Raw genomic sequence first — 20070 nt, 5'->3', positions numbered from 1 at the left:
TTTACGGACATCTAACAAAGTATACTGAAACCGGTGAATGGAAGATCATTCCTCTTGGAAAGGCTGTGATGAAATGGCGATGTTTTATGTATGGCTTGCGCTGCTGGGCGTTCTTGTGCTGATGCTGACCGCCAAGGCGATCTGCAAAGCTGCCGACACGGCAGAAGGCACTGCGAGAAACTGGAGAGCATATAACGGAATGATGTCGGCGCTGGTTTTTCTGATTTTCTTCCCTGTCATGGTGCTTATTGCATTGACAAAGAAGAAAAAATAAGCCATCGGAAAGAATGCGCGATGCTTTGAAAACGATGAAACCGTCGCTTTTGCAGTTGTCATCTTTTTTGCTGCGTCGTCGGCAATTTATGTGGCGGCATTCTTATTCCGCAAATTGCAGAATAGGAGTGAAAAATCAGGTCACCCTCTGCCGGCGGTTTTATGCGTATACGCATAAAATGTTCTATTTTGAGAAACAGCGTCAGAACAAGAACAGCGAAATAAATTTCCACAATATTGAAGATACAGCTTGACAAAATTGTAAAATAATGCAACAATTTGTCGAAGAGGAAAGAAAAAATTTCCATTACAGAAATTGGGGGAAAACATGAGACAGTTAAAAAAAGAAGAGCTTAATTCAGAAGGAACGCCTATCGCCATGGGAAAGAAACCCTTGTTGAAACGCTGGTGGGTCTGGGTATTGATCGTGGTTGTGGCCAGCGGCATTTATGGGGCATCGCAAGAATCGCCAAAATCTCAAAAAACAGAGGAATCCGTGATGGCCGCCGGCGCAGAACAGGAAAAGACGGCGCAGAATAAAACGCCGGAAACTCCGGCAGCTCCCGCGGCCCCCGCCGCTGCCCCCGCCGCATCCGGCACCAATGCGGCAGCAAAAGAGACATTATCGCAGAAAAATGCTAAAGCCGCGGCAAAAAATTATTTGAAAGTGACTGCGTTTTCCCACGATGGATTGGTGGAACAACTGGAATTTGAACAGTTTTCCGCAGAAGACGCGGCTTATGGGGCAGATCAGTGCGGCGCGGATTGGAACGAGCAAGCGGTGAAATCTGCAAAGCAATATCTGAACACGACCGCTTTTTCTTATCAGGGTTTGGTGGAACAACTGGAGTTTTCAAAATTCACCCATGAACAGGCTGTATACGGCGCAGATCGCTGTGGCGCAGATTGGAACGAGCAAGCGGTAAAATCGGCAAAGCAATATTTGAATGTGAGCAGTTTTTCACGGGACAGCCTGATCGATCAATTGGAATTTTCGGGATTTACCGCAGAACAAGCTGCGTATGGTGCAGCACAGAACGGTTTTTAAACCCGGCAGGTGAAGCAGATATTTTAAAAGCGGCTAACATAAGACAGAAAGACAACCCCTTGAAAACATACTGTTTTCAAGGGGTTGTTCGTTTCAAAAACTATCTCTTAGAGAACTGGGGGTGCGCCATGAGCGGCTTTGAGGCCATATTTTTTCCTTCATTCCGGGGTCACGAGTCAGAAAGCCTGATTTTTTGCCGCCGGATGGGCAGCCCTGTTTTTAAACGGGGAAAAGTCCGTATTTACGGACATCTGTCGGAAGTGTGCCAACACTTCCAATGCTTGTTATTCTTCGCTTTGCCAAAATTGCTATTGGATTTATTTTCTGATTTCGGTAAAAGAGGTGTTCCCAATGGGTCACGATTGATGTTTTTTCTTCGTTATGCTATGATTTTTTCATAACCATATCTTGATGGAGGTGCAATTCTTTATGAAAAGAACATTGAAAGTGACACTCTCGTACTTTTCCTTTATCCTCGCTGCAATTCTTGGGATTATTTGTGCCGTTTTTAATCTTTCTATGCTTTTTCGCATAATTACTGCACTACTGGTTGTCATTCCTACAATAGCTATCTTAAACCTCTCTAAATGCCCTTACTGCGGTAAATACGGAATGCCGATAAACCCTTTTCAGAAAAGCGGCCCCACCTGCAAGAAGTGTGGGAAACAGCCATGATTATTGCAATGGGATTTCTATGAAAAAATTCAGGCCCTTATCTTTTTCCTAACGCTGGCGTTAGCTTTCAATCTTGCCGTTTTATTGTCTACGCGATGAAACCGCCCCCGCCGAACTGTTCGGCGGGGGCGGTTTTCTTCTTATAGTGTAAGGATGGTTCTTGAGCGCGGCGCTGTGAAATGATTTTGAATGGGCAGAAACGCCTCAACGGATGCGGCGGCACGCTCATGGGAATGAAACTTAAAAAGCAGTTTGTGAAGCGCTTCTTTTCGGCAAGCGATCATGCGAAGCAATCTTCCGACCGCTGCCGATGGCTCGCTTTCCGCCTTTGTCAGCTCAGCAGATTTTCAATCATCCGGCGGATGATTGCAGAAGCCTCGGCACGGGTGGCGTTGCCATGGGGATCAAATATGCCGCCGCCTTTGCCTTGAACCAGACCGGCGGTCTGGCAGCGCTCTACGGCGCTTACGGCCCAAGACGAAATCTGTGCCGCATCGGTGAAGTTCTGTTTTTCTGTGGTGGTGTGAAGGGTCAGCTCGCTCCATTTCACATAGCGGAGGATAAGAGTGCAGAGCTGCTCGCGGGTGACATGGTCATTCGGGCCGAAGCGTCCGTCGCCATAGCCGCTGATAATGCCGCTTGCGGCGCCCCAATCCACGGCGGAGGCATACCAGCTGCCGGCAGCGACATCCGTAAAGCCGCCGGAAGCAGCGCCTGTCGGCGCGCCTGCCATGCGCCAGAGAACCGTTGCAAACATGGCGCGGGTCATTGTTCCGTTCGGGTCGAAACGATTGTCGCCGACGCCTTCAAACAGGCTGTGCGCAGCAGCAAAGACGATATCGTTTTTCGCCCAGTGACCGGAGGTATCCGTAAACGGAACGCTGCGCTGTTCAAATTTCACCTCTGCGCCGGGGTCCATATAGACGAGTTTGCCATCGAGAACGGCGGAGAAGGTGACATAGGTCTTAACGCCGCTGTCGTTATAGAAATACGGAACATAGCCGTTGGGGTCGGCCCCGGCGGGCAACGCGGCTGTCAGAAGCTTGCCGGTGGGCAATGTGCCGCCGCCGAAGGCATTGTTGAAAATGAAATTGGCTGTGGCTGTGACATCACCGGTGGAGGGCATCTTAAAGGTGATGGTCGAGGCGCTGGTGTCTACACCGGTGAGCCCGGTGAGAACCCAGCCGGAGAAGGAGTAGCCCGCGATGGGGATCGCCGTGAGTGTGACGGTATCGCCCGGCGCGTAGTAGCCGCCGCCGGTGACAGTGCCGCCGAGGGTGGCGCCTGTATCAACGAGATTGCTGCCGTTTCTGGCGCCGAAGCTGGAGGAGGTGGTGAGATAGGCTCCGTTGGTGACTTCCAGCTTGGCGGTGACAAAGCCCTGAGCGTCGGCGGAGGCGGTGAGCACGCCGTTGTCGCTGACGGAGGCGGTGCCGTCCACCGCGGTGCAGGTCCAGGTAACATTGCCGGTGTCGATGACGAAGCTGCTGTTTGCATTTGTTTGGCCCAACAGGCGCAGCTGTGTGCTGAGCGCGGTGCTGCCGATGGGGATATTGCCGTTTGCCGGCGTTATAAAGGCGTTTTTATTATTATACTGGAGATCCATCGAGGCGAGGTCGCCGAGGCCGCCGTGGGTGACGGCGGAAGAATAGGAGAGGCTGTTGCCGACAGCATCGGTCGCCGTGATGGTGATCGCGTGGGTCGAGGAACGATCCGGGTCTATAAGCGCCACGCTGGCAGAGAACACGCCTTCGGCATCGATCTTTCCATTCGTCAGTTCCGTGACTTTCTTGCCCGCGCAGACGGATTTTCTGTCGCAGGTGACGGTGAAAAGCGCATCCGGATCGGTGACGCCGCTGATGATAAGGGTGCCATCCTTATTGAAGACGCTGCCGTTTACCGGGCTTGTAAGCATAAGGCGCGGCGGCGTGGTATCCACCGCGAAGACATAGGTTTGGGTGAATCCATCGCCTGCGGCGTTTTTGCCGGTGAAAGTTAGGGTGTGGTCGCCGTCTTTAAGCTTGGTGAGGGCGGCGGAAGCAGTGGCTGCATCGGTAAAGCTGCCGCTGATCGTTGCTGCTTCACCGGATTCCGTTGTGGTTTTGTCCAGCGTCCAGGTGCCTGTTACAGGCTGGCTGGATGTGGCCGTGACACGGAGGGATGCGGACGCATAGGTGTCAATGCTTTCTTGTTTTGCACCTGTTGTGCGTGTGAGAACGGTTTTCGTCTTGTCGGCAGAGAAAGTCAGTTCCGGGGTCGATGGGGCGGGAAGGCTGATGTTGCCGCTCATGGTCTCTGCGCCATAGACGATGGTGCCGCCATTGAGATAGTAAGGCGTGACGCCCACCTTATAGGAGGTCCCGGCCTTTAAACCGCCCTGGGTGCCGTTGAGTGTTGAGCCTTTCGTGTCGTCTTTAATGGTATAGCTGCCGCCGATTTCAAAGATCGTATCGCCGCTTGCTTTGTCGAAACGCAGGGCGGAAATATCGGTGGCGCTGCCGTCGTCGTAATAGACTGTGGCCTCATAACCGGAGGTCTTCGTGTCGCTCGACTGCGGTATGGTGACGCCGATTTTGAGATCGCCCGCAGATTTTACCATGGGCGTTCCCGCTGCCGCCGGTGTGTTGGTGTTGCTCACATGGATCATGCTTGTGCTGTATACGGCGTTATTGGTCTGCTCATCTTTGGAATAGACGCAGCGGAGGTAGTAGTCGCCTGCCGGGACATTTGCCGGAACGGCAAGGCTTTTGCTGCCGGAGGTGTCGCCGAAGCCGGTTGTGATCTCGCCAAGGCTGTAGCCCGCCACGGTGGGGTCGGTGCTGGGTGTGAGATAGAATGACATTTTGTTGAGGCCGGAGAGCGTGCTGCCGTTCCAGTTTGCCGTCATGCTGCCGCCCGCCGTGACCGCGTTGCCGCTGATCTGTGTCACCTCGGGAATGGCGCCGACGCCGTAGAGCAGCGCGGTGGCCGGGGTGGTGCCGGTGGTGATATACCAGTCTTTTTCGTAATTGACACTGTCGGAAACGGAGAAAGCGAAGGTGGCTTTTTTCGTCGCCGTATCCCAAGTGATATTGGCGTTGCAGTTTTCGGCATTGCTGCCGTTATACAGGGTCAGAGCATAGTCTGTTCCGTTCATGTCGCGCTGGCTGTTGATCCTGAATGCCGCAGCTTTTGTCTTCGCGTCTTCCAGCGAAGCCGCGTCGTAACTCAGAGAGACGATGGCGGCGGGCTTTGCGGGATCGTAGGTGCCGAGATTGAACTTGTGGGTCGTGCGGGAGCTGTTGGAATAAATGGACGGTGAAGTTATGCTCAGCAGCGACAGCTGATTGGAATCATCTTCTATTTTGGCTGCGCTTGTGAGGGAAATGTTGGTGCCAACGCGGGCGTAGAGCGTCTGCCCCCGTTCCTCGCTGTATCCAACGGGTATCACGCTGCCCAGAAGCTGGGTCCGGCCGCTGCCGTTATAGCTCAGGAGCTGCGGATAAGTGGGCTGTGCCTCTTCGCCGGTGCCAAAGTCAACGCCGTCGGCGCCCCAGTAATAGGTGAGGCCCAGCTTGCAGCAGATGACCTTGAGGCTGCCCCAGACCTTTTCGTTGTTGATGCCAAGATTGACCGCCGCCAGTGACATGCCGCCCAGCGCCGGAACGGATTTTGGCACATTCACCGAGCCGCGGGCAAACGCCTCGAAGAAGGGGTTTTCATAATTGGAATCGGTTTTTAAAACCATGTATCCGCTGCCTGTAACGATTTGCAGAATGCTCACACTGAGGGAAGCGCGCATGTCGATGCCGGGATACCACTCAAAGGCGTACATGGCTCTGGGGATGAGCGGCGTTGACAGGCCTTCCACCTTCAGATCTTTGATCTCCGCAGACATGCCGGTGGGGCCGAGCTTGAGGGTGCCATCCGCGCTGAGCACCTGCATGATGCTGACGCTGACGCTCATGATGAGTTTGAGCGGCGGGACCCCGCTGCAGAAGAGCGTCTTGTAGATGCCGGACATACCGCCGCCTCCGCCTGTGAGCCAGAGGACGCCGCAGCCATCCACATTGATGCCGGGTTTGAAGCCGCCGACAAAGACATAGTATTCATCCGGCACGGGGATATTTTCGTAACTCATGAAGGACACCTTGACCTGCAGCTTGAAGGTATCCATTTTGAAATTGCCCTCCATTCCGAAGGACCAGTTGCCGATGGTGTTCACTGCGAGAGTGCAGTTGAGTTTTGGCATGCCGTCGATGTAATTCTGGATGGCGACGCTTACCTTGAAGTTGACGCCCACAAAGCCCTCGCCGCAGCCGAACAGAATATCCTGCACCAGCGCCGAGGCGCTGAGCTGCTTGGAATCTTCATTTGGCGACTCATCGAGATTGGACCAGTCGAGCGCTTCATTTGTGGCATCCATTTTGTTGTAGGCGTAGTCATAGAGGCTTCGGCCGTCTTTGTAATCCTTCCAGTAACTCGTGAATTTATACCAGAAGCTTTGCTTTTGCGGTGCTTCCTCATCGTCGCTCTTGCCGGTGAAGGAAAGATCGAGCTTTGCCGAGAAAGAGACGACGCGCCCTTTTTCGTTCCCATTGCCGTCTTTCATGACGCCCAGTTCGCCGTAGGCCAGCTTGAAAACCATGCCCGCGATGGTCTGAGCCGCGCCCGCGACGGAGGGCCAGATGAGCTTGACGGTGCTGCCGTCCACAGATTTTCGCACGCCGTTTGCGTCATAGGGCAGAAGCGAAAATTCCTTGCCTTGTTCCAGCTTTGTGAAGATGGCCTTGCCCTTCCAAATGGAGGTGCGGGCGTCGCTGGTGTAGAGCTCGCCGTCGAATTCCGTGCAGACGGCGTGATCGAGGGCACTGGCCTTGTAGTTTTCATAATAGACAGCAATGGTGCCGCCCTCAAAATCCATGCAGCCGTTGATGGTGACACAGTTCGACACTGTGTATTGCTGATCCGATCCCAGCGTCTTGGTGCTGACGGCGCTGAGGTAGGTGGGGTAGGTGATGCCGTTTTCTTCTGTTTTCGCCTTTACCGTGAATTCGCCGCGATAGACCAGCAGAATTTCTTTATAGGTTTCACCGGCATAGGCGCTTCCGGCTTCCCTTGTCTTAAACTTTGTAAAATCTGCCTCGTCCTTAAAGGTTTTGATGCGGTAGGCCTGTACGGTGCTTCCTGTTGAGGCGTTCTTTGTATCATATCCGTGTTGAGCGGCCCTCTGGGGGGTGATTCGGTGTCGCGCGTGCCGCTGCTGTCCACATAGCAGGGAGTCCATTCCACCGTGAGTTCGGGAACACTGTCGTCGAGGTCGCTGACGCTCACATCCTTCGTCGTCTTATTCCCGGCGGTGTCGATGACGACGATCTGTTTTTTGGTGTTTGAGGTGAACTCATAGGAATATTGCCCCTTGTGTGCGCCCTCGGCAGTCACCAGCGTGAAGCCGGGCGCTGTGACGGTGTATGAGCCGCCGGTGTCGTTATTGCCGTCGTCTTTATCCGAGACGGTCAGGTAAGCGGTTCGTTTATAAAGGGTCGCGCTTTCCCATTCCACCGTGACTTCCGGAGCCGTGTTGTCAAATTTCAGAGAGTCTTTCGGGATGGTGAACACGCTGTAGTTTCCGGCGCTGTCCACCACCGTAACGGCAAAATCGGCGGTGATGGTCTTGTTCACATAGATGTTTCCGCCGGAGACCGTGACGCCGGGAATTTCTGAACCGGAAATTGTTTTGTAATCCACTGTTCCTGTGGGCGCGGTGTTGAGAACAACGAGCTTGCAGTCCGAATCGTCCGCGGCGGTGACGGCGAAATTGTAGCCCTGGGTGTAACCGGTTTTATCAAGCGCTGTTCCAATCGTGTTTATCGCGCTGCCGCCGTTGATGACGGCGCCGGAAACACCGAAGTTTTCCGACCATGTGTAGCTGCCCGCGCGTTTGGCTTCAATAGATACAGAGAGCTGCGGCGGATTGGTATCCTTCCACACAGGCGCGCCGCCCGTAAATTTCACATTGCTCAAATCGGCGGTAACGGAACCTGCGTTGCCGAACTCATCGGTATAGGTAAAAGTATAGCTCCCGGCGGCGTCGAAGACATGGGTCGCGCCGTTGGTCGCGGTGACAGTGCGGCCGGTGGTATACCATACCGTCACCTTGCCGGTGGTGGATGCCGGCAGCTCGTCGCCGTCGTGATAGACCATGGCCGTATCTTCGAAGCGGTAGTGCAGCCGCGCTGTGGGCGCGCCGGAAACGATGTTCGTGATGTGCACGATCGTGTAATCGGTCACGGTTTTTGATTCGGCGTTTCCGATGAACTTGATCACCACATCCCCGTTTGATTCGGCGTCATAACCGGGCGTTTTTGCCATGTGAGAGAGCTGCGTGGTAAAATCATCATCGAAAAACTGTACATACGGGTCATAATTGCTGGTGCCGTAAGCGGTATTCAAGGTGCTGGCTGAAATCGTGACGGGATCTTTGGTATTGCCCTCGGCCGAGAAGGTAAGGTCGAAGCCATAGTCATTAAAGACTTTCTCCAACTTGACATTCTGCTGCCAAAGAGTGCCGAAAACATCGTAGAATCCGATGGTGTGGTCGCCGTCGTTGGTGATGGGGATTTCATCCGTCTTTGTGGTGGAAAGCCCTGTCGGCGACTGGCAGATCCACGATTTACCGATGGTGACAGGCACATTGAAGGTTGCCGTAAGGGCCATGTTGTGGATGCCGTGGGTTCCATCTCCGGCGCTCGCGAAGCTCCAGCCTGTCGCGGCGGGTTTGGTGTTCGCCATACTGACGGCGCCATCTGAAACGGCGGAACCGGTGTTGCCGAAAATATCCGCAGCCGCGAGGCTGGGTGTGATGGAATAGGTGGTGCCTTCCGCTTTTGTCGTATCATACTTTGCGATGCCTGTGACCGTCACCGTGACCTGAGTGTCGGTGAGGCCATCCACTCTGACGCCGGTGAGACCGAAGGCGTTGGTCTCGCCTGCCGGGAGCGTCCAGCTGCCGCCTTTTGCCAGCGAGACGGTGTAGGTGCTGCCTGCGGAAAGACCCAGAAGCGCTGCGTAGGTATCGTCAAAGCCAAGCTGCAGGGTCAGAGGTTTAGTATCCAGATTAGTATCGTCTGTTACGGTGTAGGTGGCTGTGTAGCTGCCGTCCGCGTTGGCCGCGGCCGTACCGGCCGCGACTGTTGGCGCGCCGCTATCCAGGAATTTAGTTGCGTAGGGGTTGCGTAATGACTCATAATCCAAAAGTGTGTAGTTGTCGTATTGGTCGATGGCGCAAAATTTATATTTTCCAAATACTTTCAAGCCTGTGGGCAGAGCGCAGCGGTAGGTTCCATCCAGTTCCTGCGTCATTTCGGTGCGCAGGGCAAGACCGTTTTGCGTGGTGTTGCCGTCGCAAAAATAGAACTTGGTGCCTGCCAGAGCCTGGCCGGCCGCCGGGGTAAAGACCACCTCGCCGGAATTGAAGACATGCCCTGGATTGCCGTCCTGCGTTGTGGAGAAGGTGCCTGACACCTGCACATTGTCGGGATGGACGGTGTAATGGCTCACAGAGGAAAGCTTGCCGTTATCACTCATAGACTGCACGGCGATGACATTGTCCTGGTTTGCGATGAGGGGAAGTTCATTCGCCGCTGCTTTGGCCGCGCCGGCGGCATCACCGACATAGGTGATAGTGTAATCGGCTTTGATGGGATAGTTTTGCCCGTGTGACGGTATATATCCATTGTCTATAAGGATCTGCCATCCGGCTCTGGTGGATGCCTCCGTTTCTCCTGCCGTAACATTCCAGGCACGGATGGCGCGCTGACCGCCGTAATACGATCCATATTCAAAGATGTTGGAGGAACCAACCTTTGTTTGGCCCGCCAGCGTAAAGGTCATGAGCTGGCTGTAAATTTGAGGCATATGGCTGGCCGGATAGTACAGGGTCTCATTGGCGTCCACCGGGCCGTAGAGCGCATAGCCGTTTGTGCCGTAGTCGGACAGAGTGTCATTGTCAATAAGCACTCCGGCGATCACCGCCGTGCCGGGGTCGGTGGTATCCACAAAAAAGACCTGAGCGGTATCGGCATCTTCTTTATTATATCTGATATCGTCCGCGCCGCTGGGTCGCGCGAGATGCACGGTAACATAGTAGCCGTTGGTGGGGTAATTCTGGTTCGGCAGCGTGAAGGTGACCGTATTGCCGCTGATGCTTGCCGAACTGAGAGGAATTTTCAAAAACGGTGCGTTGTTGCTTCTGCCGTCATACAGCGCCAGATAGCTGTTCGCGAGGTCGAGATCGCCAATGCCCCGGTCGGGCACGATGTTGTTTTGGAGCGTCGCCGTGAACTGCGAACCCGCGAGGGTGGAATACAGATAGCTGCTGCTGTTCGTCGGGTCAAATTTCGCAGTTTCGCCTTTGAGCCCGTTCCACGGAGTCAATGTGGAAGTAAAGCTGGCGCCATAGACGGCGGCGCCGGATTTTGCCGCGATGATCACCGTGTCGGCGGCGGAGACGGGGTTCACATTATCACCGGCAGTGGCCGGATAAACGAATGTATTCGCTGCCGTCGTCGTTGTAAAAGCAGCGGCTTTGCCCGCAATGGTCGTAACGGTGAGCTTGCCGCTGTAGCTGCCGTTCCAGATGCTTGCGTAGGCATCGGTAATCGTGCTGTCGGGCGTCAATTCTGCAAAAGCATAGTTGCTGCCGCTCTTCGTCACGGTCATGTATTTCCAGCCGCCGTAAGTATCCTTGAAAATGTTATCATAGTTGCCCGTGAAGTAGCGAACATAGTAGTTGTTCGGGTGCGCGTTGTCCCCCGGTACCTTCAGCAATACAGCCACCGCGCCATCAGTGGCGAGATCGCTCAGCTGCAGCGTCGCCTTGTTTGCGTAATTCGTATTGGGCGTGAGGGTATAGGCGACCTGGCTCAGGTCGTAGCTGAAAACGCCCAGATTCTGGGTGAGCGTGTTGCTCTGTTTATCGGTAGCCCTTACCCAGAGCTGTTTGCTGAAATTTTCTTTGCTGATATTCGCCGCAGCGTTGGCGGTGATGGTGGTGTTGCCGGCCAAATTCGCGCCGCTGTCAGTCCAGCCGCTGTCGGTCGTCGGGGCGCTGTCTCCCCAGGCATATTCGATTTTGTTCAGCCCGGAGTGATCCGACACAGTCACAGGCACGGTGAGGGTGCCGCTGCGGTTTTCTGCATCCGTCAGTGCGCGGGTCGGGGTGCCGGCGGAGGCGGTGGGTGCTACGGTATCCTTCGTCCACTTGAGCTGGAAGGCTGTGCTGCCGATGTTGCCTGCATAATCCTCGGGTTGGAAGACAAGCTTGGGGTCGGTGAGGTCATAGGTCGTGCCGGTTTTCATGCGGATGTGGAGGTACTGCTGTTTCGCGAACTGCTCAAAGGTGCAGGGCGAGCCGATTTTTCCTTCTGTCCAGCTGCTTGGCGCATCTGTGAGATTTGTCACCTTATATTCAAAGGCGCTGCCGCTGCCGGCCCCGTCGCTGGGCTCCAGAACGAAACTGCCGTTGATCGAGGCAAGCTCATTCGGGTCGCTGGTTATCAGGTCGCTGGTTATGGTGAACGGGAAGTAAAAACCGTCCGTTTCGGGCATCGGCGTGTATTTGCTGTCCGTTGCGGAAATTGTCGTGCTGACCGCCGGCGCAGTGACATCCAGCAGTTTTGCGTTCTTGTTCTCTTCCGACAACGACGAAGAAGCGTAGGCGTTGCCGCAGAGATCTGTGGGCGCGGAGGTAAATTCGATTTTGGTTATTTGGATGTTTCCCGCGCTGTCATCGCAGGTCATGCCCGCTTCGATATTCAGCGGCGCGAAGGTCAGCGCGGAATAGGCCGCGTCTGTAGTCGTGGCCGGAATTGTCGTCAGTGCGGTGGAACTCACGGTGACGGCGCTGCCGTTCTTTTTGAGGTTGGTCGTCGCCGTAGCCGCTGTGTAGGCGCCGGCGGTCAGGTTCAGCAGCTCAGAAAAGTTCGCCGTGAAAGTGATGCTGTCCCCAACGCCCAGGTGCGTGTCGCTGTAATCGATGTAATTTGCGGCGGCGGAATCGGTTTTGTCGAGCGCGGTCTTGACCGTTGCGTTGTTGGTCGCGGCCTGGTGGCTGACGCTTTTCACCGTCGGGGTCACGCCGTCCACCCGCAAGGTCGTCATCGAGGTGGTTTTCTGGGTGATGGAGTTGCCCGCGAGATCTGTAACGATGGCCTTGGCGGTGGTATAGCCGTCGCCCTTGTAGTTGGAGCCTGCCTCAAAACTCTTGCCGCTGCCGTCGATCTGCACCAGCTTTGAGCCTTCAATGAAGAGCGGCGAGAGATCGAGCGCGGAAACGGAATATTCCGCAATTTTATCGCTGGTTTTGTCTGTTGCAGGAACCGTGAACAAAAAGGTGAGTGTGTCGCCGCTGAGACCGATCAGGTTTGCCGTCCGATATACGGTGGAATCGTGGTTGTCGAGGCGGAGCTTGATGATCGCATCGTCGTGGTTCGGGCTGTCATCCGCAAAGCGGATGGGCTCGTTATATTGCACATGGATCTGTACCGTGTCGCCGGGCTTTGCCTTGTCTTTATCCAGCGAAATATTTTTGATCGTCGGGCCAATGGCGTCCAGAAAAGAAACCACAATACTGGTGACGCTGCCGGTGTGGCAGGAACAAACATCTTTTCCTTCGTTATAGCTGATATCCGGCTCATAGGTTTCAAGCCGAAAGCTGCGCGCCCCCACATAGCCATTCGCATCTCTGGCGTGAAGGGCCGACCAGTTTCCGTTGCCGTAACGCATGGAGGGATTGCGCGAGGAGGAGAATTTCAAGCCGGAATAGCTCTGGAGCGTATCGTTTGCCCCATAGAGCTGCATGCTGGTATAGGACAGCACATCCTGACTGCCCAGATGCAAAAAGCCGGCGCTGTGGGTGTGCCAGTTGTTGTTGAAGGTGCCGGAGGCGTTGATGTAAAGCCCGCCGCTGTCGGCAATTTTATAAATTGTGTCTTGGGTGTTCTCCCAATCCCAGCGGTAGGTTCGGGTCGCGTTGACGCCCATGCTGTAGGTGAGCGTTTGCGCGGCAATATTGCTGTATGCGGCGTTTGTAAACTTGGAAACGGCGTTATACTCGTTCCAGCCCGTGGCGTGGCTGGCGTAATAATTGGCGTCGTAACCATTGTCGGCGTTGAAAATTGCCGCCGGGGGGATCTCGCGGTTATAGGTGACCGCGCCCGCCGCCGAAGCGCCGATGGTAAATGCGGGAGCCATCTGCACCAGCAATACAAATGTGAGAAGCAAGGCTCCAAACTTTCTTTTCATAACTCTTTCCTCCAGTGTGCCTGAATTCAGGCCTTGTTGTGAGGGGTCTCTTCGTTTATCTCATGTTTTCTCTTCCCTTTTTGGCTGCGCATACACAGTACCGTTACAATGACGCCCGCCGCAAAGGCCAGCACGCCTGCCAGCACATAGCCGCCTGCGCCGCCGTAGAGCAGCGCCGAACCGTATAGCCCCGGCATATGGCTTGCGCCGCCTCCGTCTGTCAGCACATGGAACAACCCGACAAGACAGATAGACAGCGCACAGCAGACCGTGGCGAGCTTTGCGTCTCTGCGCTGTTCCCTTTTTTGACGCAGTGCCTGCGTTCGCCGCGAAATCAGTGCCGTTCGTTCCTCTGCGCTCATCATTCCGAAAACACCTCCTTTTGTTTTTCTCTTATATCCTTAAATACACTGAGAAAGAAAAAGGTCTCACTGTTTTCAAAGAAAATTTTTAAATACGCAAAAAAAGGCTGCCCGTTTGGGCAGCCAAAGTTTTATTTTGTTATTCCGGATTTTTCGGTAAGCGCAGCAGTTTCAGCGCAGTGAAGATCAGCAGCGCCGCGGCGATGGGCAGCAGATAGCCGATGATCCGCACCGCGCCGCCGGCGCTGAGCAGCAGATTATACATGGCGTGGAAGGTGACGGCGGAGCATAAAAGACCTGCCGTGCCCGCGACCTTCAGCCAGGTGGTGCGCCAGGCATAGGCCAGACCTGCCGAAATCAAAACGCCGCAGACGACATGCATGGCTCCGGTGGAAAAACCGCGCAGCAGCAGAAAGTTCAGCTGATCCGCCCCGTTTTCCGTAAGCCAGCAGATATTTTCAAAGGTCGCAAAGCTCACCGCGATGACAAGCATGGCGTTTTGCGCGCGGTCCTGCTCCGGTTCAAACACCAGAAGGTAAAAGAGCAGCGGCAGCAGTTTCATGATTTCTTCCACCACAGGTGTGATCTCTGCCGTGGCGGTGGCGATATCCGCGCCATACGCCCCCGCGAAAAAGCTGTTGATATATGCCGAGAACAGGCACGCCGTCATCCCGGAGAGGATAAAGAGAAAGACGGACTTTCGGCGTTTGCCCGCAAAAAGCATACCCATCAGAATCGGGGCGGCCATACAGGCATAGATATGGTCGATAAAAGTCATTTGCCCACCGCCTTTTCGGTGGCCGCCAACAGCAGCGCAGCCGCACCGCTCAGCCCAAAATCAAACCAGAAATAGGGGTTGGAAAGGGTATCGCTGACCCAGAAGCAGGAAGCCGTCCACAGGCAGTATTCCACTGCGATGAGAAAAAGCACCGCCAGGTGGAAGTTTCGGCGGCGGATATCCTTTTGCCGCGCGGCCCAGATGCACCCGCGAATGGAAAACCAACCGGATGCGCCCATAAGCCCGCACCAGATAATATTTTCGGCCCAGTCGCCCCACTGGCAGTAAAACACCGTCAGCGCCGTAGAGATCACAGGCGATATCCACGCGGCTTTGTGGCGGAAAGCCTGTTCTTCCGGCCCGGCGGTCGAGGCGACAAGCATAAGCAGAAACAGGTAGCTTGCCATCCAGCACAGATCGGAAACATAGAAGATCTTCGGCGTATAAGAGGTGATCAGGTCATAAACGAGCCAGTATAAAATACCCATGGAAAGCGCGCCATAGTAGCAGGCGAGGATGGTATAGGCCTGCTTTTTCCGTTTTGCCGCCAGATAGCCGGCGATGCCCGCGCACACGAGCGTCACCGCGAGCTGAACGGCGTTGTCAATGATTTCGACCATTGTGTTCCTCCCGATTGCGGCGCAGACGATAGCAGAGAATCGTCACGCAGCAGCCCAGCACAAAGGCAAGAACGCCGATAATCACATAGCCTGTGGCTGAGCTGACATGAAAAACGCTCGCCGCAGCGCCGGATGAAGAAGTTTCAAAGCCTTGCCGCGCCATGAGAGAAGGCATTGCCAGCGCGGCGACAACGACCAGCAGAAGACTGATCGCTGCCGACAGCCCGACCGCAAAGCGATCCCGCCGCTTTTGTTGCTGCCGCCGGAGCTCACAAGCCCGCTGTTCAATTCTTTCGGCCCGCTCAGAAGTCGTGTGCATCGGTGATCCCCTCGCTTTCCAACAGCGTTCGAAGCGCCTGTTTGCCCCGAAACACCAGATTTTTGATTTGTTTTTCGCTTTTCCCCATAACGGCGGCGGCTTCAGCATGACTGAGATCTTCAAAATAAGTCAGATAAAGCGCCTCACGGTAATCCGGATGCAGTTTATCCAGACACAGCCGCAAAAGAGCGTTTCGCTCACGGGTCTGCACCAACCGTTCCAGCAGCTCTCCGCTTTCGGGCTCGCTGTTCATATCGTCAAGCCCAAAATGGCGCCGCAGTTTGTTTTGCGAGGCAAAGCGCAGCGCCAGGTTACGGGCCGTTTTATAAAGGTAAGGCCGGAAACCTCCGCACGAAAGGCGCGGTTCCTTGGCGCAGACGCGGGAAAACGCTTCGATCATCAGATCCTCCGCATCCTGCGCGTCACCGATGATGGCGTTTATATACAGCGTTACGCCGTCGCCGTGACGATCTACAAGCTGGGTAAGCTCGTCTTTTCCACCGCCCAGATAACGACGGAACAGTTCTTCGTCGGTCTCCACACCCGCCGCCTCCGCTTCCTTTATTTTTACAATATTATATCTGCAAAAGGTAATATAATCAAGAAAATGCCGAAAAAAGGCAGAAGCAGAAATATCATCGCGGCAGAGAACAGAGCAGCCGGTATTGCGAGCAGCCGGTTACAGCGTTTCCCGCCGATTCGGAGAAAGCAAACACCCTCAATTTCGTCCTGCGGGATGTTCCATGAGATCTCGTTTTAGAAAGGAAATAAAATGGGGTTTTGCGGTATTTTTCGATCTTTGGTCATAAGCGCCCGCCTTGTGGCCGCGGCTTGCTCTGAGGCGGTTGAACTGCCGGAGAAGCAATTGCCCGGGCATCTCTTTTCAAAATATTTTTCGTGTGCTATGATAAAGCAAAATAAATGACCGAGGTGACCGTGTTTTGAAAAAACGCATTTTTGCCCTGTTGCTGGCGCTTTGCCTGTTGCCCACGCTTTGCCCCGCCGTTTTTGCGGCGGAAGGCGCCGAGCCTGTTCGCGTAGCGGTCATCGATACCGGCATTTCCACCGCCGCCATCGCGCCGGAACATTTGGCCGAAGGGCGCAACTATATCCGCCCGCAGGATACCACCGAAGACAAGCTGGGCCATGGCACGGCGATTTCCGGCATCATCACGGGCAGCGCGGCGGCGGGCCTTCCCGGTGTGTGCCCACAGGCTGTGCTGATCCCGCTGGTCTGGTGTTCGCAAGATGAAAACGGCAATGCTGTTAAAGGCGAGACCGATATGGTGGCCCAGGCTATCTATGACGCCATTGATATCTATGGCTGCCGGATTATCAATCTTTCATTCGGCACCTTGGCCGATCCCGTCTCTTTGCGCAAGGCTGTGGATTATGCCGAAGAACGGGGAGCGCTGGTGGTTTCTGCGGCGGGGAACAGCGGCGAGAGCGCCCCGGAAGAGATCTATTACCCCGGCGCTTATGACACAGTTCTCTGCATCGGCGCGGCGAATCGGGACGGCACGGCCGCCGCCGGTTTTTCTCAGCGGAACGACACCGTGGACCTGCTGGCTCCGGGTGATAATCTTCGCGTTGCGAGCATCAAAGGCACCTGCATCCGCGGCAGCGGCACCTCTTATGCCACGGCCTATGCTTCCGGCGCGGCAGCTCGTCTGCTTTCCGAAGATCCGTCGCTCACCGCCGCCCAGCTGCGGGAACTGATGCAGACCACCGCACGGGATATCGGCCCGTCGGGCTATGATATGGAATCCGGTTGGGGCATATTGGATCTGGATGCCGCGCTGGCCCGCCTGCGCGGGGGGCGGCTGTTTCCCTTTACCGATGTGCCGGAGGATGCGTGGTATCGCGAAGCGGTGGAATATGCCCATACAAACGGGCTGATGGCGGGCACGGCAGGCGGCACATTCGCCCCGGATGCCGGTTTGACGCGCGGGATGCTCGTTACCATTCTGCATCGCATGGAGAATCGGCCGGCTGCGCCGGTTTCCGGTTTTTCAGATGTTGAAAGCGGCAAATGGTATGCCGAAGCAATAAACTGGGCTGCGGCAAACGGGATTGTCGTCGGTTACAGCGACGGCCGCTTCGGGCCGGATGACAGCATCACGCGGGAACAGCTTGCGGTGATCCTGTATCGCTATGCCGGGTATAAGAATGACGATATCGCTGCCGGCGCAGATCTCAGTTTTTATGCCGATGCTTCCGCGATCGGCGCTTATGCAAAGGATGCACTGGCCTGGGCAAATGGAAAGGGCCTGATAAACGGAGACGGCAACTTGCTGATGCCCCAAGGGCAGGCGACCCGCGCTCAGACAGCCGCCATCCTGATGCGGCTGGCCGCGAATATGGTAAAATGAGAAAAAACATCCAAGCGCAGCGGCGTTATCCGATAAACCGCAGCAGAACTTATGGATCGATGTTTTCAGGCCACTTGAGCGGGATAAACTGAAAAGCGAAAGCGCCGCTGCCAAAACAGCATGGGGATCGATCAGGGCAATTTGCTTTCCCATGAAACGATATGCCGGCTGAGGCTGATTTGAAAAAGAAAAAAGCCTCGGAACCACTGGTTCCGAGGCTTTTTGAAAATCGAACTATCTCTTGGAGAACTGGGGTGCGCGACGAGCGGCTTTGAGGCCGTATTTCTTTCTTTCCTTCATTCTGGGGTCACGAGTCAGGAAGCCTGCTTTTTTCAAAACAGGTCTGTATTCTTCGTTGGCCTGCAGCAGAGCGCGGGAAAGGCCGAAACGGATGGCGCCGGCCTGGCCGGTGAAGCCACCGCCCAGAACAGTCACTTCCAGATCGAACTGACCGGCAAGGCCCAGCAGTTCCAGGGGCTGGCGAACGATGACCTTCAGGGTATCCAGACCAAAATATTTATCGATATCACGGTTGTTGATGGTGATTTTGCCGTTGCCGCCGGGAATCAGGCGGACACGGGCGACAGAACTTTTTCTTCTGCCAGTGCCATAAAAATAGGCTTTTTTCGGTGTATACATAGTTCGCTACCTCCTGATTATTCGGCGTCCAGAGCCACGGGCTTCTGGGCCTGATGGTTGTGCTCGGAACCTGCGAACACCTTCAGGCGGTCAAGAGACCAAGAACCGATGGAGTTCTTAGGCAGCATGCCCTTCACGGCAACGCGCATTGCCAGTTCGGGCTTGGTTGCCATCAGGGTTTTATACTGGGTTTCTTTCAGGCCGCTTACATAACCGGAATGGGTGCGATAGTATTTCTGAGTAAGCTTCTTGCCGGTGAGAACAGCGTCTTTCGCGTTGATGATGATCACGAAATCGCCGCAGTCGGCATGGGGGGTGTAATCAACCTTATGCTTGCCGCGCAAAATAGCAGCAGCTTTTGCAGCTGTTCTGCCCATGGGCTTGCCGGCAGCATCGATGATGTACCATTTACGCTCAATGGTCTGAGCATTTGCCATGAATGTGGACATCTTGAATCCTCCGTTTTATTGTGTGAATTAAAATTTGTGTTTTTGACCTTTATAGTTATATCACAGGGCAAATGGCCTGTCAACGGTTATTTTTCTGAATTTTAATTTGCAACTGTTAAACCTCTTATTTTCGCCGGTTACCTCTGCTTTACTTCGATTTTCTGATTTTGCATTTCAAAATTTTTTCGTTGCGCTTTGCATGGGATTTCGCTAAAATGAGCGGTGGGAAAGAAAGCAAAGGGTGTTTTTCGGCCTTTTGGCGCGCCGATCGGGGCGCGGGGGCCGCAGATTTTGTGCGGCGTTTTCCCGATAAACTTAAGGTTGAAAAGGTTTCAACCGGAAAGCGGTGAACAACCATGAAAGAAATGCTTTCGCTGACGCGGCGCTGCATGGAAGATTATCATATGATTGCCCCCGGGGATAAAGTGGCCGTTGGTGTTTCGGGCGGAAAAGATTCGCTGAGCCTGCTGCTGCTGCTTTCGGAACTGCGGCGGTTTTGGCCCGGCGGGTTCGAGCTGCATGCCATCACGCTGGATATGGGGTTTGAGGGGATGGATTTTGACCCGCTGGTTGATTTCTGCCGCCAGATCGAAGTGCCGTTCCATCTGAAAAAAACACAAATGAAGCAGGTCATTTTTGATATTCGCAAAGAACCCAATCCCTGTTCGCTTTGCGCGAAAATGCGGCGCGGGGCGCTGAATGAAGCGGCGGTGGGGCTGGGATGCAAAACCGTTGCGCTGGGCCACCATTTTGACGATGTGGTGGAAACCTATCTGCTTTCGCTTTTTTATGAAGGCCGCATCAATTGTTTTTCGCCGGTGACTTATTTGAGCCGCATGGATATCCGCTGCATCCGCCCGATGCTGTATCTTTCCGAGCGTGAAATCATCAATTTTGCGCGGCGGCAGCAGCTGCCCGTGGTGCATAACACCTGCCCTGCGGATAAACACACCAAGCGCGAAGAGATCAAGCAGCTGCTGGCAGAGCTTGAAAAACAGAACCCCCATCTGCGCAAGCGCATTTTCGGCGCCATCAAGCGCTATCCGCTGCAGGGGTGGGAGATCGAAGAATAAAAGCGGTTTTTCTGATAAAAAGTGTGAAAATCATCGGGGCGGCGGGCTTAAGCCCGCCGCCTTTTTGCTGTTTTGCCAATTGGAACAGTATGGAAAAGCACTATATCGGGGGAAAAGCGGCGGGGAGATGTTACGATGAAAAACAGCGTGAAAGCGGCATTGCGGCGAAAACCGGGAAA

At 54.7% G+C, this 20070-nt stretch carries 13 protein-coding genes; 4 read left to right on the top strand and 9 right to left on the bottom strand.

What is annotated here, in order from left to right; genetic code table 11:
- Positions 1-73 precede the first annotated feature (73 nt).
- Both ACJA3I_RS10625 and ACJA3I_RS10620 read left to right on the top strand, forming a co-directional pair.
- Positions 74-274: a hypothetical protein gene (locus tag ACJA3I_RS10625; protein WP_458862571.1), complete on the top strand. Its 201-nt coding sequence runs from the start codon at positions 74-76 to the stop codon at positions 272-274.
- Between the two features lie 327 nt (positions 275-601).
- Entirely contained in the window at positions 602-1321 is a 720-nt protein-coding gene (locus ACJA3I_RS10620) for an Ltp family lipoprotein (protein ID WP_458862570.1), read from the top strand.
- A 1006-nt stretch (positions 1322-2327) separates the two neighbouring features.
- Here ACJA3I_RS10620 and ACJA3I_RS10615 read toward each other — a convergent pair.
- The 7 genes from ACJA3I_RS10615 to ACJA3I_RS10585 form a co-directional block, all read right to left on the bottom strand.
- Entirely contained in the window at positions 2328-3602 is a 1275-nt protein-coding gene (locus ACJA3I_RS10615) for an S-layer homology domain-containing protein (RefSeq protein WP_458863849.1), read from the bottom strand.
- A 3416-nt stretch (positions 3603-7018) separates the two neighbouring features.
- A complete protein-coding gene (locus ACJA3I_RS10610; RefSeq protein ID WP_458862569.1) occupies positions 7019-13258 on the bottom strand; it encodes a hypothetical protein in 6240 nt (2079 codons plus the stop codon).
- A gap of 47 nt (positions 13259-13305) precedes the next feature.
- Positions 13306-13644, bottom strand: a complete 339-nt coding sequence (locus tag ACJA3I_RS10605; RefSeq protein ID WP_458862568.1) for a hypothetical protein — start codon at positions 13642-13644, stop codon at positions 13306-13308.
- Positions 13645-13780: 136 nt separating this feature from the next.
- Positions 13781-14419, bottom strand: coding sequence for a PrsW family glutamic-type intramembrane protease (locus ACJA3I_RS10600; RefSeq protein ID WP_458862567.1), 639 nt, complete (start codon positions 14417-14419; stop codon positions 13781-13783).
- Positions 14416-15039 (bottom strand): histidine kinase, encoded by a 624-nt coding sequence (locus ACJA3I_RS10595; RefSeq protein WP_458862566.1) that lies wholly within the window; start codon positions 15037-15039, stop codon positions 14416-14418. Before ACJA3I_RS10595 ends, ACJA3I_RS10600 begins: the two co-directional genes overlap by 4 nt.
- Complete coding sequence (locus tag ACJA3I_RS10590; RefSeq protein WP_458862565.1) at positions 15023-15358, bottom strand: DUF4179 domain-containing protein; 336 nt, start codon at positions 15356-15358, stop codon at positions 15023-15025. The genes ACJA3I_RS10595 and ACJA3I_RS10590 overlap by 17 nt, the downstream gene beginning before the upstream one ends.
- Positions 15342-15899: an RNA polymerase sigma factor gene (locus ACJA3I_RS10585; protein ID WP_458862564.1), complete on the bottom strand. Its 558-nt coding sequence runs from the start codon at positions 15897-15899 to the stop codon at positions 15342-15344. Before ACJA3I_RS10585 ends, ACJA3I_RS10590 begins: the two co-directional genes overlap by 17 nt.
- Before the next feature lie 400 nt (positions 15900-16299).
- Between ACJA3I_RS10585 and ACJA3I_RS10580 the strand changes: the two genes are divergently transcribed.
- Positions 16300-17730: a S8 family peptidase gene (locus tag ACJA3I_RS10580; RefSeq protein ID WP_458862563.1), complete on the top strand. Its 1431-nt coding sequence runs from the start codon at positions 16300-16302 to the stop codon at positions 17728-17730.
- A 234-nt stretch (positions 17731-17964) separates the two neighbouring features.
- Here ACJA3I_RS10580 and rpsI read toward each other — a convergent pair whose 3' ends face one another.
- Positions 17965-18369, bottom strand: coding sequence for a 30S ribosomal protein S9 (gene rpsI, locus ACJA3I_RS10575; protein WP_458862562.1), 405 nt, complete (start codon positions 18367-18369; stop codon positions 17965-17967).
- Positions 18370-18386: 17 nt separating this feature from the next.
- Positions 18387-18818 (bottom strand): 50S ribosomal protein L13, encoded by a 432-nt coding sequence (gene rplM, locus ACJA3I_RS10570; RefSeq protein WP_458862561.1) that lies wholly within the window; start codon positions 18816-18818, stop codon positions 18387-18389.
- Positions 18819-19174: 356 nt separating this feature from the next.
- Between rplM and ACJA3I_RS10565 the strand changes: the two genes are divergently transcribed.
- Complete coding sequence (locus ACJA3I_RS10565; RefSeq protein WP_458862560.1) at positions 19175-19891, top strand: tRNA lysidine(34) synthetase; 717 nt, start codon at positions 19175-19177, stop codon at positions 19889-19891.
- Positions 19892-20070 lie beyond the last annotated feature (179 nt).

It is taken from the genome of Acidaminobacterium chupaoyuni (assembly GCF_047936785.1).
In the GTDB taxonomy this organism is placed as follows: domain Bacteria; phylum Bacillota; class Clostridia; order Oscillospirales; family Butyricicoccaceae; genus Acidaminobacterium; species Acidaminobacterium chupaoyuni.
The sequence above is the reverse complement of the archived record's forward strand: the minus strand, read 5'-3'. Positions and strand labels throughout refer to the sequence as shown.

What these genes read in the sequence shown, in the direction of transcription:
- rpsI (WP_458862562.1), bottom strand. Translation starts at nt 18,369, where the DNA reads ATGTATACACCGAAAAAAGCCTATTTTTATGGCACTGGCAGAAGAAAA.
- ACJA3I_RS10605 (WP_458862568.1), bottom strand. Translation starts at nt 13,644, where the DNA reads ATGATGAGCGCAGAGGAACGAACGGCACTGATTTCGCGGCGAACGCAG.
- ACJA3I_RS10590 (WP_458862565.1), bottom strand. Translation starts at nt 15,358, where the DNA reads ATGCACACGACTTCTGAGCGGGCCGAAAGAATTGAACAGCGGGCTTGT.
- ACJA3I_RS10620 (WP_458862570.1), top strand. Translation starts at nt 602, where the DNA reads ATGAGACAGTTAAAAAAAGAAGAGCTTAATTCAGAAGGAACGCCTATC.
- ACJA3I_RS10595 (WP_458862566.1), bottom strand. Translation starts at nt 15,039, where the DNA reads ATGGTCGAAATCATTGACAACGCCGTTCAGCTCGCGGTGACGCTCGTG.
- ACJA3I_RS10565 (WP_458862560.1), top strand. Translation starts at nt 19,175, where the DNA reads ATGAAAGAAATGCTTTCGCTGACGCGGCGCTGCATGGAAGATTATCAT.
- ACJA3I_RS10625 (WP_458862571.1), top strand. Translation starts at nt 74, where the DNA reads ATGGCGATGTTTTATGTATGGCTTGCGCTGCTGGGCGTTCTTGTGCTG.
- rplM (WP_458862561.1), bottom strand. Translation starts at nt 18,818, where the DNA reads ATGTCCACATTCATGGCAAATGCTCAGACCATTGAGCGTAAATGGTAC.
- ACJA3I_RS10615 (WP_458863849.1), bottom strand. Translation starts at nt 3,602, where the DNA reads ATGGATCTCCAGTATAATAATAAAAACGCCTTTATAACGCCGGCAAAC.
- ACJA3I_RS10600 (WP_458862567.1), bottom strand. Translation starts at nt 14,419, where the DNA reads ATGACTTTTATCGACCATATCTATGCCTGTATGGCCGCCCCGATTCTG.